We start from the raw sequence: 14870 nt of genomic DNA on the forward strand, positions 1-14870 counted from the left end.
ACAATAAATATGAAAGGATATATTATGTTTGATTTTGAAAAAGCAAGAGCAAGAGTTAGTGAAGTAACAAACCCTACACATTTGATTTATTCCGAAGTTTTTTCTGAAGGATGCAATAACAACGTTTACATAAAGCCAGAAAACCTTCAAAAAACAGGATCATTTAAGCTAAGAGGGGCCTATAACAAGCTATCTAAGCTTGATAAGGAGGCGGCAGCTAAGGGAATAATCACAGCATCAGCTGGCAACCACGCCCAGGGTGTAGCATTTTCTGCCAAAAAACTAGGCATGAAGGCTGTAATCTGCATGCCAGAACATACTCCAATGATCAAGGTCGACGGGACTTTAAAATACGGGGCTGAAGTAGTTTTACATGGGGCAAGTTTTGATGAATGTAAGGAACACGCTCTAAAACTAGCTGAGGAAAAGGGTTATACTTTTATTCCACCTTTTGATGACCTCGACGTAATCGAGGGCCAGGGTACAATTGGTCTAGAGATAGTTGATGAACTCAAATACGTAGATTATGTAATAGTGCCAGTAGGTGGGGGCGGGCTCATATCAGGTGTTGCCAAATGCATCAAGCAAATATCACCACTTATAAAAGTAATAGGTGTTGAGCCATATTCAGCCAGGTCCATGAAAGAATCTATAAAAAGAGGCGAAATCGTAACCCTTGAAGGTGTAGATACCATAGCAGACGGTACAGCTGTTGCAAGAGTAGGTGATCTAAACTACGAAATCTGCAAGGATGTGGTAGATGACTGGATTACAGTAACAGATGAGGAAATCCTCATGGCCTTTATAAAGCTAATTGAAAAGCACAAACTAATAGCAGAGCCATCAGGAATCCTCCCATTAGCAGCTCTTGATAAGCTAAACTTTTTTAACAAAAACGTAGTCTGCCTGGTAAGCGGCGGCAATATCGATATGTCCTTTATCAGCCAACTTATAAATAAGGGACTATATGAAATTGGCCAAATTGCAAGGATAGATGTAGAAATCGCTAATATTCCAGGCAAGCTAAATGAGCTACTCACCCTAATTACATCAACTAAGGCCAACATAATATCAATAGAACACGACGGCTTCAAGGAAGCATCTAGATTTAAGAATATAAATGTAGAGCTAACCCTAGAGACCAATGGCAGGGACCATGTCAAAAAAATTAGAGAAGCCATAGAAAGGAAAGGTTATATCCTACATTGATTAAATTAAGCGAGATTTTAAGCAAAATTGAATATAAAAGCCTAAGAATGGGCCACGATACTTTCATAAAGGGAGTTACTAACAATTCTCTAAAGGTAGAAAGAGACTTCATCTTTGTGGCAGTAAAGGGGTCAATCTTTGATGGTCACAAGTATATAGCAGATGCCATGAAAAATGGAGCATGTGCCATTGTCCACTCAGAAGATGTGGAATTTATACCAAATGTCACCTATATAAGAGTGGAAAATCCAAGGGAAATTTTTGCAAAACTTTCAAATATAATATCAGATTACCCATCAAGAAAGATGGACCTTGTGGCAGTAACAGGAACCAATGGCAAGACCACAACTAGCAAACTCGTTGCTTATCTTATTGAAAGGCTCTTTGGTCCTTGTGCAAATATAGGTACAGATGGGGCAAATGTGGCAGGAGAGATAATCCCTACCTCAAATACAACTCCAGATATCACAGAGATAAATAGGATTTTAAATAAATGTTTAGAAAAGGAAATTAAATATCTAACTTTAGAGGCATCAAGTCATGGACTTGACCAGGGCAGACTTTTTGGGATTGACTTTAAGGTCGGTATCTTTAACAATCTCTCCACAGAACATTTAGACTATCACAAGACCATGGAAGCTTATTTTAAGGCAAAGATGATTTTGCTTGAAAACTCGGAAATAAAGATAGTAAATGCCGATGATGAATGGGGACAAAAAGCCCTAAGCATCTTCCCAGATGCCATAAGCTTTGGCAAATCTGATACATCCAATATCAGGGCGGTAGATATAGAAAAATCAGAAAAAACCATGAACTTTAGCATTAACGGGGTAAAATTTAAGCTTAACACAATAGCAGACTTTGAGCTTTACAACAACCTTGCAGCCATAGCAGCCCTAAAGATGATGGGAGCAAGCCTTACAGATATAGCAAAAGTCATAACAGATTTCCCAGGAGTGGGTTCAAGATTTGAATATATAGACAATGACCTTGGTATAAACCTAGTTGTAGATTTTGCCCACACACCAAGGGCCTATGAGGAGATTTTTAAATCCTTGCCAGAAGATGCCAAGAAAATCGCAGTCTTTGGTATCCAGGGCGATAGGAATGAAGAATTTAGAGCCCTAATCGGCAAGACCGTATCAGATTTTGACATCTATGCCATGATTACCACTGACGATCCTAAATTTGATAGCTACGAAAATATTTCAAAAGATATAGTAGCAGGCTTTAGGGAAAATTATGGGGCCTATAGTCTTGTAAAAGACAGAGAAGACGCCATAAGAGCTGCCATAAAAATGGCAAAGCCTGGCGATTATGTCCTTTGCCTTGGTAAGGGCGAGGAAGATTTCATCAAACTTCATGGCAATGAAAAAACTCCTTACAACGAAAAGGAAACCATCAGAAGGGTCTTGGAAGATTTATGAAGACAATCCTAATAGGAGCGGGGGCGGCTGGCCTATTTTTTGCAGGTCTTTATAAAAAAGGCCTCCTAATCCTTGATAAAAATGACCAAGCTGGCAGGAAACTTTTAGCCACAGGCAATGGCAGGTGCAATTTCACCAACCTCAATCTTTCAGATGACTTTTATTTTTCATCCAATGAGGGCTTTTACTCTTATGCCCTAAGGACAAATGATAACAAGGATTTAATCGCCTACCTTAACAGCCTAGGAATCCTAACTACAAATCTTCCATCAGGCAGGTGCTATCCCCAAACCCTTAGCTCAAAAACTGTGAGGGATATCTTATTTATGAGGGCGAATGGCAAATTTATCTTCGAGGCAGATGTCCTTGATATTGACTTTGACAAAAAACTTGTCATCACAAAAGATGCCAAATATGCCTACGATAGGCTTGTAATAGCCAGTGGAGGGAAGAGTCTACCTGGAAGTGGGTCAGATGGCAAGATTTTTAAAATCCTTAAAAAAGTCCACTCCCAAAGAGATTTTTCATATGCTATTACCAATTATAAGTGCCAAAACCCTCTCTCAAAGAGAGCTAAGGGGGTCAGGGTCACAGCCAAGGCGAGCTTATATATTGACGGTAAATTTATAAACTCTTCTACTGATGATGTAATCTTTCAGCCTTACGGCCTAACAGGAACAGCCATCCTTGATTTATCCAACCAAATTTCCTACGGTCTGTTTAAAAATAGTGATATTAGGGTACAATTAGACTTGTTAAGTGCCTATGATTTTAAGGAAGTCTTGGATATTTTATCTGCTCTTGCGGGAAAATATAAGGATATGACCCTTAGAGAGCTTTTGACAGGCTTTATAAACGAAAAGCTTATTTTTGACCTAGTAAAAAGCACAGGTCTTAGAGAAGATATCAAGGCAAAATCCTTAAGTCCTAAGGACCTTAAAAAAATCACCGCAAGCCTTAAAGGTTTGGAATTTAGGATAAAAGAGATAAATGATGTGGAAAATGCCCAAGTTACAATTGGGGGAATTGATACAAAATTTGTAAATCCCAAGACCTTTGAGTCCAAAAATATAAAAGACTTATACTTTATAGGCGAAGTTTTGGATGTGGATGGGGCCTGTGGGGGATATAATATACAGTGGGCATATTCAAGCGCAAAGGCTTGTGCCGACTACCTAAACAAAAACTAGTTTTTGTTTAAAAAGGAGAAATAGATGTTAAAGATAAATAGAAATCTAAGAGAAATGAAAGATAATGGAGAAAGCATCAAACTAGCCATAATCGGTTGTGGCAAGATGGGGGCTTCTCTTATAAGCCAGCTATCAAAGATAGATGCCATGGAAGTAAAGCTAGTTGTAGATAGGAATCCTAGAAAGGCTATAAAAGCCCTAGTTCAGGCTGGTGTTAGCGAGGATAAGATCATCTATACAGATGACTATAACGAGGGTTATGAGGTTCTAGAAAAGGGCTTTGTAGCAGTATCAACTAACCACAGACTAGCCTATAAGCTTTTACAGATAAATGCAGTTGTTGACTGTACTGGCAACCCACCATTTGGGGCAGTAATTGCCAGAAAAACAATCCAATACCACAAACATATGATTAGTTTCAATGTAGAATGTGATGCGACTGTTGGACCTGTCCTACACGATATGGCAAAAAAGGCTGGAGTTGTTTATACTGGCATCCTTGGTGATGAGCCAGGTGCAATAATTGACCTAGTAGACAATGCCTACGGCATGGGCCTTAAAGTCCTAGTAGCTGCAAAAGGCAAGAACAACCCACTTGATAACTATGCAACAGCGGAAATTCTTGAAGAAGAAGCTAAGAAAAAAGGCTTATCTCCTAGAATGTTAACAAGCTTTGTAGATGGTACAAATACAATGATTGAGCTAAATGCTGTCTGCAATGCCCTAGGATTTTTGCCAGATACCTTTGGTTGCCACGGCATTACAACAAGTCCGGAAAGGGCAGTAGAAGACTTTAAACTTAAGGCTGATGGTGGAGTATTAAACTCTTATGGAATAGTTGACTTTTCACCAGGCATGGCTCCAGGAGTCTTTATAATAGTAACAAGCGATCAGGAAGATGTAAGAGATCTTATGAAATTCTTAGGTTTTGGCGATGGTCCAAACTATTTATTATATAGACCTTACCACCTAACAAGTTTAGAAGCTCCAATCACAATTTATGATGCAGTAGTTGAAAATGAGCCATCTATTGCTCCAATCCATGGCCAGGTAGCAGATACTGTAACAGTAGCCAAAAGGGATATCAAAAAAGGCGAAAAGCTTGAAGGAATCGGCTCTGACAGGGTCTTTGGAAAGCTAACTAGCCATGACAGGTGCCTAAATGAAGACCTCCTTCCAATAGGTCTTATAACACCAAATACAGAAGCCATAGTCGATATCAAAAAGGACACAGTAATAGACATGTCCATGGTTAAAATCGACGAAAAGGCTACAATCACCAGACTAAGACGCAGACAAAACTCAATGAAACTTTAAAGAAAGCTGCCAATGGGAATCCATTGGCGGTTTTTTTACATGGTTTTTACATAAATTTTACAAGTATATGTCATTGGAGGTTTAATATAAGTATAAGAATATAGGAGGGCAAAGCAATGGAAAATCTCATAGAAGTAAGGGGGCTTGTCAAAAATTATAAGGAAGTAAAAGCCCTTGACGGCCTTGACTTAGATGTCAAAAAGGGAAGAATCTTGGGACTTTTGGGCCCAAATGGGTCTGGCAAGTCGACAACAATTTCTTGCATCCTTTCTCTTCTTAAAAAAGATGGGGGCAGTGTCAAAATCTATGGCCAGGAAATGAGGTCAGATGCCTATGACATAAAAGAAAAAATCGGCGTAGTCTTCCAGGATGTGGGAGTCTATGACGAGCTAAGCGTCTATGAAAATATAGATTATTTTTGCGGACTTTATATAAGGGATAAGAAGGAGAGAAGAGAACTTGTCCAAAGGGCCATAGACCTAGTTGGCCTAAATGACTTTAAAAAATTTAAGCCAAGAAAACTATCTGGCGGTCTCTTAAGAAGGCTAAATATAGCCTGCGGGATAGCACATAGGCCTGATATCATAATCCTAGATGAACCGACAGTAGCCGTTGATCCTCAGTCAAGAAATAACATCCTTGAGGGAATCAAAAAACTAAACCAAGAGGGCTCAACCATAATCTACACCTCCCACTATATGGATGAGGTAGACTTTCTCTGTGATGATATAGTCATAATCGATAAGGGTAAGGTCCTTGCCAAGGGCATATCCAGAGAGCTTAAGGATATGATTGACCTTACAGAAAAGATAAGTCTTGAGGCAAGTGATATAGGTGAGGAAATCCTTAAAGACCTAAGGGGTCTTGACCACCTAATAAGCCTTGACTACAAGGATAATATCTTAAGGCTAAACTTCTCCAAGGGAGATGAAAATTTAGTAAAACTCATGACCTTCCTAGAAGAAAAAAACATAGAATATAAGTCAATAAGCGTAGAAAAACCAAGCCTAAACGATGTTTTCCTAGAGCTTACTGGCAAGGATTTGAGGGATTAGTATGTTTTTGCATTCATTTAAGTACACACTCAAATATCTTTTAAGAGAAAGGGCCATGGTCTTTTGGGCCTTGATTTTCCCCTTTCTTTTGGCGATTTTATTTAAGCTAGCCTTTGGCAATTTGTCCACTCAGGCCAAATTTGAAAGGATAGATATAGGTGTCAAAGAGAGTCTGCTAGCTGATGAAAATTTCAAAAATTTCCTAGACCAGATGGAAGATGAGGATTATTTTAAGGTCCATAAAGCCACTGACAAAAATATCTTAGATCAAAATGACAAGGTCAAGGTCTATGTAGAAAGCCTTGATAAGGTCTATGCCAATAAATCAGGCATAAGCCAGACCATAGTAGAGACAATCCTTAAGGCCTACTTGCAAAAATCTGAAATGGTAAAAAGGGTCATGGCAGAAAATCCTAAGGCAGATCTTATCAAGGTCTTGGAGGTGGATGACTTTATAAATGATAAGTCCAGAAAAAACATGGACCCGATAAATACCTTTTTCTATACCCTTGTTGGCATGACCACAATCTATGGCTATATGTGGGGACTTTTCGTAATCTATCAATATGAGGCCAATTTATCTGTCAATGCCAAGAGAAATACCATATCTCCACTTAGAAAAAGCCGAGCCCTAAGCGCATCAATCCTAGCAAGCTGGCTAATAAATTTTGCAATCACTCTAATCTTTATAGGATATTTGAAAAAAGTAATCGGGATAGACTTTGGGGATAGGATGGGACTTTTAGTCCTTTTAAGCGGGCTTTCATCCCTTACAGGTATTGTCTTCGGGATTTTTATCGGCGTTTCAAATAAAAAGTCAATCGAGTTTAAGATAAATCTAGGCATAGCCATCTCCATGCTTATGAGCTTTTTGGCAGGCATGATGATGTCTGAGATGAAGATTATAGTTGAAGAAAATATCCCTATACTTAATAAGCTTAATCCCGTAGCTCTTGTAACAGATGCCATCTATGCCCTCTATTATTATGAAGAGACCAGTAGATTTTATCAAAATATGGTCTACCTTGGCCTAGTGACCCTGGCCCTAATCTTAGGATCTATGTATTTTATGCGAGGTAAAGAATATGAGAGTCTTTAAAAATTATTTTAAGCTTGCAGCAGGCCACAAATTTGCTATAATCCTTTACTCATTAATCTTTGGCCTCCTTATGATTTTTTCGACAAGGTCTGTCAAGAGAGATTTTTATGTAAGTGTAAAACCTGATATTTACATAAATGATGAGGCTGAGACTGATTTATCAAGGGCCCTAGTAACCTATCTTGATAAAAACACCATGATAAGGGAAATGGATGAAGACCTAGTTGAAGATAAGCTCTTTTACCAGATGATAAACGCAGCTGTCGTGATTCCTAAAGATTTTGACCAAACTAGGAAGCTAGACTTTAAAAACGCCCCAAATGATATGTATGGGATGGCTGTAAAGGAGAATATCAACCAGTTTTTAAACCAGGTGGCTTCTTATGAGAAGGCAGGTTTTGAGAAAGCTCAAGCAATTGACTTTGCAAGTAAGGATTTGGATAAGAAGATAGAAGTGGATTTAAAGGATAAGAATAAGGTTAAAAACAAGGATGATTCCCTCTTTTATTTTAACTTTTTAAATTATCTTATCTTATCACAAGTAATCCTTATAGTTTCAACTATAGTTAAGATTTATAAGAAATCTACTATTGCCATGAGAAATGAGGTCTCTGCCATGTCAAAGGCTAGGATGAATTTGGAATTAATTCTGGGCCATATAGTGACAGGCATCGGAGTTTGGCTATTTTATGTCATTCTTTTTGCCCTAATCTACAAGTACGATTTTAAGGCAAGTCACACCAACCTCATGATCTTAAACTCTTTGATCTTTACCATTACTGTCGTAGCCATGGCTGTTATGCTTGCAAATCTTATAGTAAGTGAAAATATAATGTCGGCTATCATGCAGGTGGTGGGCTTGGGTTCATCCTTTTTGTGCGGAGCCTTTGTCCCTCAGGAATTTTTGTCAAAGACTGCTTTAAATATAGGAAAAATCTTACCTTCTTATTATTATATAAAAAATAATAATATGCTAATAGAAAATCCCGCCCTAAGTACAATTCTGCCAAATATGGGAATAATGCTTGCCTTTGCCCTAACCTTTGTCCTAATGAGCTTGATTTTTAGGCCAAAAGCTAAAAGAAAGGTTTCTGACCTAGGATAAAATAAATACAGATTTTGACTCTGGCTTATACCAGGGTCTTTTTTGTTAAAGAAAATCAATAAGAAGTGTAATTTATTAGCAAAAAGAAGTAGGATATTATTAGGAGTGAGAATATGAATTTTTTAGATAATTTTATTACATCTCTTATGTTAATAAGAGTCACAGATGTTATTGATATTGCAATTATAGCCTTTGTTGTTTATAAGCTTTTTTCCTTGCTTAGAAACACCCGTGCTGAGCAGGTTTTATATGGACTTATCTTTGTCCTAATTTTCGCCTCTATTGCTGATATGCTCAACCTAAATACGGTTTCCTGGGTTATGAACCAGTTTTTAACTGTATCTTTGGTATTTATTATCGTAGTCTTTCAGCCTGAGCTTAGGACTGGTCTTGAGAGGATTGGTAGGGGTAGGTCTATCTTTGGATCTGAGAAAAATATGAGAAATGAGGATTCTATCAAGGAAATAGTTTCTGCAATGAGCTCCCTTTCTCGTCAAAAAATTGGAGCCCTAGTTGTCCTTGAAAGGGAAGTAGGACTTTCTGATATAATTGAGTCAGGAACCATGCTTGAGGCAGATATTTCTAGTGAACTTCTTATAAATATTTTTATACCAAACACCCCTCTCCACGATGGGGCAGTTATTATTAGAAAAAACACAATCACAGCAGCAGCCTGCTACTTGCCACTTTCCCAATCCAATACCATTGCCAAGGAGCTTGGCACTAGGCACAGGGCGGCTATAGGCATTACAGAAAAGTCTGATGCGGTTGTAATCATAGTTTCAGAGGAGACAGGCAATATATCTGTAGCTGAAAATGGTGTAATCAACAGATATTTTGATGAAGAATCTCTAACAATTAGACTAAGAAATGAAATCAGCGAAAAGGGGCTAAAAAAAGATGAATAGCTTTCTAGAAAAACTCAAAAAATTTGACGATAAAAGCGATAATAAACTGATAATCCTATCAATTATAGTGGCTGTAGTGATGTGGACCTTTGTCACAACTTCAACCAATCCAACAGCAAATAGGACTTTTAGAAACCTTCCGCTTATTATACAAAACCAGGATAAGCTTGAAGATAATGGCTACACCATTGTCAGCAAGGATGAGGCAAACACTGTATCAGTCAGGCTAACAGGCTCAAGAAATAACCTTATAGGCCTTGACCAATCTGATATTCAAGCCTCAATAAATGTTGCAAATGTCAAAGAAGGCATTAACTCCCTCGATGTAAACATTGATACTCCAACAGGAATCTATGTCGATCACATAGACCCAAAGAGTATAAACCTTAATATCCAAAGGATAATCACAAAGTCAATGCCGGTAAATATTGTCATAGATGATAAGTTAAAAGATGGCAAACTTGTCGAGGTAAATGAACAAAGGCCAAAGGAAATACAGATTTCAGGACCAGAATCTATAATAAATAAGGTCGACAGAATCGAAGCCTACATCAATGATGCCGAATATCTGGATGGCAAAATTCATAATGTAAATGTCAATGTCCTTGATAAGGGCGGAAAGACAGTTGAAGGAGTTGACCTAGACCATAAGGATATCAACCTTTCCTTCCTAGTTTATGAAACAAAAAAAGTAAAGGTAGAACTAAAGGTAAGGGGTGAACTTGCCGAAGGATATCAAGCAAGCCTTAAGACCCTAAGGCCTGAACAGATTGTAATAAAGGGCCAAAGCCTTAAAAATATAAGTAAAATCTCAACCTTCCCTGTAAATGTATCAAACATCAAGGCTAGCAAGTCCGGAGAAGTAAAACTAGATTTACCAGATGGTGTAGAAGTTTATGATGGGGAAGATGTTATAAATTACAGGATAGATGTAAATAAGAAAGATAGTTCCGAGGATGAATAAGGAATTTATCTTAAAAAGCCTAGAAGAAGCTGGCTTTAAAGCCTATCTTGTGGGAGGTTGCCTTAGAGATGAAATAATGGGAAAGCCTTCATCAGATGTTGACATAGCAACGACTGCAAGGCCAGATGAGATTAAGGAAGTCTTTAAGGATTTTACCCTAGTTGATATTGGCAAGAAGTTTGGAACAATCAAAGTTCTTGCAGGATTTGATGAGTATGAGATAACAACCTTAAGGTCCGACTCAATCTATTTAGACAAGAGAAGGCCTGTAGCTGTATCCTTTACTGATGATATTTATGAAGATTTGGCCCGCAGGGACTTTGCAATAAATGCTATGGCCAAAAGAAGTGGAGAAATAATCGACCCTTTTGACGGAAGGACTGATATAAAAAACAAGATAATACGAGCTGTTGGCAATCCTAAAGAGAGGATTGAAGAAGATTACCTGAGGGCCCTTAGGGCAGTTAGGTTTGCAACTTGTCTTGATTTTACAATCGAGGATAGTCTAAAAAAGGCCATAATAGAAAAACAAGCGAATATTGAATTTATTTCAAAAGAGCGAATTGCAAGTGAAGTAAATAAAATTTTGCTAGCTGATGATCCAGTTTATGGGATAAGGCTTTTAGAAGAGCTGGGTTTACTAGATAAGATTTTCCCAGAACTATCTAGAACTATCGGCTTTGACCAACATTCGCCCCACCACTACCTAGATGTCTATGAACACAGCCTAGAAGTCTTAAGAAATACAGAAAAAGACCTAATAACAAGGCTTGCTGCCATCTTTCACGATACAGGCAAGGTCGATTGCTTTTTTCTTGATGAAAAGGGCAATGGGAGATTTTTTGGCCACCAAGACCTGTCCGCAGACCTTGCCATTGCAAGGCTTAGAGATTTAAAATATTCCAAAAAGCTTATAGGATCTGTAGAAAATCTTATTAGAAGGCATATGGATGCGGCCAATACCTATACAGAAAAGTCTATCAAAAGGCTTCTAAGAAAACTTGGCAAGGAAGACCTCTTGAGGCTCCTTGACCTGCAAAAGGCTGATAAGCTTGCAACAGTCCACAAGGACCTAGCAAATATAAATAAGGCCCACGAGCTTTTAAAAAATCTAGAAAAAGAAGACCTGGTCCTTAAAAGGTCGGATTTAGCAGTAAATGGCAAGGACTTAATAAAACTCGGATACAAAGAAGGCAGGGTTTTGGGTGATTTGCTTAAGTTAATAGAAGAAAATGTTCTTGAGGAAAATCTTCCTAATAATAAGACCGCAATCCTTAAATTTATAAGAGAAATGGGCTAGTTTCTTGCTAGCTAGATAAAAATGTAGTATATTATTTCAATGAGTATGAACTTTCACGGAGGAGAAAATGACAGAATTAAAATCACACGAAAATAACATAGCTAAATTTGAATTTAATGTAGCTTATGATGACTTTAAAAAAGCAACTGACACAGTATATAAGAGAAATAAGAAAAGATACAGAATAGATGGTTTCAGACCAGGCCATGTTCCAAGAAGAGTTCTTGAAAAAATGTACGGCCCAGAAATCTTCTACGATGATGCTATCCAAATAGTATTCCCAGAACCATATGAAAAGGCAGTAGAAGAATTAGGTCTAGAAGTAATCGACCAACCATCAGTAGACTTAGATGATATTGAAGAAGGCAAAGACATCACCTTCAAGGTAGAAGTAGAAACAAAACCACACCCAGAACTAGGTGATTACAATAATCTTGTAATAGAAGAAGTTTCTGGCGAAGTAACTGAAGAAGATGTAAACCACGAACTATCTCACCAACAAGAAGAAAATGCTAGACTTATCTCAGTAGAAGATAGGGGAGCAAAAGAAGGTGACAAGGTAAATATAGACTTTGATGGCTACCTAGATGATGAAGAATTTGAAGGTGGCAAGGCAGAAGACTATGACCTAGTAATAGGCTCAAACACCTTTATCGAAGGCTTTGAAGACCAAATAATCGGTCACAAGGTAGGAGATAAGTTTGAAATCAACGTAACTTTCCCAGAAGATTACCAAGCAAAAGAATTCCAAGGCAAGGATGCTAAATTTGTTGTTGAAATCAACTCAATTACAGAAAAACAACTTCCAGAACTTGACGATGAATTTGCAAAAGACATCTCAGAATTCGATACACTTGAAGAACTTAAAAATAACCTAAAAGAAAAGCTAGCAGATGATAAGAAATCTTTTGCTGAAAGCCAAATGCAAAACCAAGCAGTAGCAGCCCTAGTAGAAGTAAGTGAAGTTAGTGCTCCAAAATCAATGGTAGACAGAGAAATCGACTTTGACCTTCAAAACCTAGATCAAAGACTTCAACAAATGGGTCTAACACTTTCTCAATATATTGAAATGACAAAGATGGATATCAACGCTATCCGTGACCAATATAGAGAAGGTGCTGAAGCTAGAGTTAAGGCAAATCTTGTAATAGATGAACTAGCTATCAAAGAAGGCATCGAAGTATCTGATGAAGAAAAAGAAGAAGAATTAAAAGAAACAGCTAAAAACTACGGTGTAGATGACTTTGAAAAATTCAAAGAAATCTTTGCTAAAAATGTTTCTGATGAGACTCTAGAAGAAAATATCAAGAGAAGAAAGGCTGTAGAATTACTAGTAAGTAAGGCTAAGGCTCTTCCTCATGAAGAATACCACAAACACGTAGAGGAAAACAAAGAAGCAAAATAATTAACCTAGTTTTAAGCTGAATATAAGGAAAATCCTTATAAAGGAGGCTTTATGTTAGCTAAAAATTATTTAGTACCAACAGTAGTAGAACAAACAAACAGAGGCGAAAGAGCCTATGATATATATTCAAGACTTCTCAAAGATAGGATAATCTTCCTATCTGGAGAGGTCCGTGATGAGGTAAGTGATATAATAATTGCCCAACTTCTCTTTTTAGAAAGTGAAGATCCAAACAAGGACATACATTTTTATATCAACTCTCCAGGCGGTGTTGTAACAAGCGGCCTTGCAATCTATGACACAATGAACTACATCAAGCCAGATGTATCAACAATCTGCATAGGCCAAGCAGCATCAATGGGAGCAGTACTTTTATCATCAGGAGCCAAGGGCAAGAGATTTTCTCTACCTAACTCCAACATCATGATCCACCAACCATCAGGTGGGGCCCAAGGTCAAGCGTCAGATATAGTTATCCAAGCTGAGCAAATCCTAAAAATTAAGGCTAACCTTAATAGGATTCTAGCAGAAAATACTGGCAAAGACCTTGCCCAAATAGAGAAAGATACAGACAGGGACTTTGCCATGAGTGCACAAGAAGCCCTAGAATATGGTCTAATAGATAAAGTTATAGAAAGTAATAAGTAATATGGCAGAAATGGACAAAACGCAAGTGAGATGTTCTTTTTGTGGTAAAGATTCTAGCCAAGTAAAGAGGATAATTGCCGGAGCAAATGGCTATATATGCAATGAATGCGTGGAACTTTGCTCGGAAATTATCGAGGGTGAAGAAAATGCTATGAATGATTTTGCCTTTGATTTTGAATTATCAAAACCAAGGGAGATCAAAGACTACCTTGACCAATATGTAATAGGCCAAGAAGAAGCCAAAAAAACCCTATCAGTAGCAGTTTACAACCACTATAAAAGAATTACATCCAATGTTGAAGATACGGATGTAGAATTACAAAAATCAAATATTTTAATGCTTGGACCAACAGGTTCTGGTAAGACCCTCCTTGCCCAAACCCTAGCCAAAAAGCTAAATGTGCCATTTGCTATAGCAGATGCTACAAGCCTTACCGAAGCAGGTTATGTGGGTGAGGATGTAGAAAATATTATTCTAAAACTAGTCCAAGCAGCTGATTACGACATAGAAGCAGCTGAAATTGGAATAATATATGTAGACGAGATAGATAAGATTACTAGAAAAAGTGAAAATCCATCTATAACCCGTGATGTAAGTGGGGAAGGTGTCCAACAAGCTCTTCTAAAGCTAATAGAAGGCACAGAAGCCAATGTCCCTCCACAAGGAGGCAGGAAGCACCCATCCCAAGAATATATCAGGGTAGATACCACCAATATTCTCTTTATCCTAGGTGGGGCCTTTGAAGGCATAGGGGATATTATAAACCAAAGACAAGTCGATAAGACCATCGGCTTCGGGGCAGATATTTCTAAAAGAGAAAAGACAGACCTAAGCCTAGTCAATACCGAAGACTTGCTCAAATTTGGCCTTATACCAGAATTTATCGGTAGGGTGCCAATAATAGTAAGTCTTGATGCCCTAGATGAAGATTCCCTAGTGAGAATCCTAAAAGAGCCTAAAAACTCAGTCATCAAGCAATATCAAAAGCTGTTTGACCTTGATAATGTCAAGTTAAGCTTTGAAGATGATGCTATTGAGGCTATAGCAAAAAAGGCAATCGAGCAAAAAACAGGAGCTAGGGGCCTTAGGACCATACTTGAAAATCTCCTCCTCGATGTGATGTTTGACATACCATCCAGGAATGAAATAAAAGAAGTTCTAGTAACCAAAGAAGCTATAGATGATCCTAGCAAGCTAGAATATAAAAAGAAATAAGAGTAAAATTGGGGAATGCTAGTCATT

The 14870-nt window shown here is 37.9% G+C and carries 13 protein-coding genes; all 13 read left to right on the forward strand.

Going from position 1 to position 14870, the window contains the following annotated elements; translation table 11 throughout:
• The first annotated feature begins 24 nt into the window (after nucleotides 1-24).
• The 13 genes from ilvA (at nucleotide 25) to clpX (ending at nucleotide 14843) form a co-directional block, all read left to right on the forward strand.
• On the forward strand, nucleotides 25-1209 hold the full coding sequence (gene ilvA, locus C8269_RS10025; RefSeq protein ID WP_106461615.1) for a threonine ammonia-lyase: 1185 nt from the start codon (nucleotides 25-27) through the stop codon (nucleotides 1207-1209).
• Nucleotides 1206-2636, forward strand: coding sequence for a UDP-N-acetylmuramoyl-L-alanyl-D-glutamate--2,6-diaminopimelate ligase (locus C8269_RS10030; RefSeq protein WP_325034696.1), 1431 nt, complete (start codon nucleotides 1206-1208; stop codon nucleotides 2634-2636). The genes ilvA and C8269_RS10030 overlap by 4 nt, the downstream gene beginning before the upstream one ends.
• Entirely contained in the window at nucleotides 2633-3826 is a 1194-nt protein-coding gene (locus C8269_RS10035; protein ID WP_106461617.1) for an aminoacetone oxidase family FAD-binding enzyme, read from the forward strand. Before C8269_RS10030 ends, C8269_RS10035 begins: the two co-directional genes overlap by 4 nt.
• A gap of 24 nt (nucleotides 3827-3850) precedes the next feature.
• Entirely contained in the window at nucleotides 3851-5143 is a 1293-nt protein-coding gene (locus C8269_RS10040) for an NAD(P)H-dependent oxidoreductase (RefSeq protein ID WP_106461619.1), read from the forward strand.
• Between the two features lie 116 nt (nucleotides 5144-5259).
• On the forward strand, nucleotides 5260-6198 hold the full coding sequence (locus C8269_RS10045) for an ABC transporter ATP-binding protein (protein ID WP_106461621.1): 939 nt from the start codon (nucleotides 5260-5262) through the stop codon (nucleotides 6196-6198).
• 1 nt (nucleotide 6199) lies between these two features.
• Complete coding sequence (locus C8269_RS10050) at nucleotides 6200-7297, forward strand: ABC transporter permease (protein ID WP_106461622.1); 1098 nt, start codon at nucleotides 6200-6202, stop codon at nucleotides 7295-7297.
• Complete coding sequence (locus C8269_RS10055; protein ID WP_106461624.1) at nucleotides 7284-8402, forward strand: ABC transporter permease; 1119 nt, start codon at nucleotides 7284-7286, stop codon at nucleotides 8400-8402. Before C8269_RS10050 ends, C8269_RS10055 begins: the two co-directional genes overlap by 14 nt.
• Before the next feature lie 113 nt (nucleotides 8403-8515).
• Nucleotides 8516-9310, forward strand: coding sequence for a diadenylate cyclase CdaA (cdaA, locus tag C8269_RS10060; RefSeq protein ID WP_106461626.1), 795 nt, complete (start codon nucleotides 8516-8518; stop codon nucleotides 9308-9310).
• Entirely contained in the window at nucleotides 9303-10274 is a 972-nt protein-coding gene (locus tag C8269_RS10065) for a CdaR family protein (protein ID WP_106461628.1), read from the forward strand. Before cdaA ends, C8269_RS10065 begins: the two co-directional genes overlap by 8 nt.
• A complete protein-coding gene (locus tag C8269_RS10070) occupies nucleotides 10267-11574 on the forward strand; it encodes a CCA tRNA nucleotidyltransferase (protein WP_106461630.1) in 1308 nt (435 codons plus the stop codon). The genes C8269_RS10065 and C8269_RS10070 overlap by 8 nt, the downstream gene beginning before the upstream one ends.
• Nucleotides 11575-11641: 67 nt before the next feature.
• The gene (gene tig, locus C8269_RS10075) at nucleotides 11642-12979 is read left to right on the forward strand and encodes a trigger factor (RefSeq protein ID WP_106461631.1); all 1338 of its coding nucleotides are present in this window, start codon (nucleotides 11642-11644) and stop codon (nucleotides 12977-12979) included.
• Nucleotides 12980-13030: 51 nt separating this feature from the next.
• On the forward strand, nucleotides 13031-13627 hold the full coding sequence (gene clpP, locus C8269_RS10080; RefSeq protein ID WP_106461633.1) for an ATP-dependent Clp endopeptidase proteolytic subunit ClpP: 597 nt from the start codon (nucleotides 13031-13033) through the stop codon (nucleotides 13625-13627).
• Between the two features lies 1 nt (nucleotide 13628).
• Entirely contained in the window at nucleotides 13629-14843 is a 1215-nt protein-coding gene (clpX, locus tag C8269_RS10085; RefSeq protein ID WP_106461635.1) for an ATP-dependent Clp protease ATP-binding subunit ClpX, read from the forward strand.
• Nucleotides 14844-14870 lie beyond the last annotated feature (27 nt).

The organism is Anaerococcus sp. Marseille-P3915 (genome assembly GCF_900258475.1).
GTDB classification, from domain to species: domain Bacteria; phylum Bacillota; class Clostridia; order Tissierellales; family Peptoniphilaceae; genus Anaerococcus; species Anaerococcus kampingae.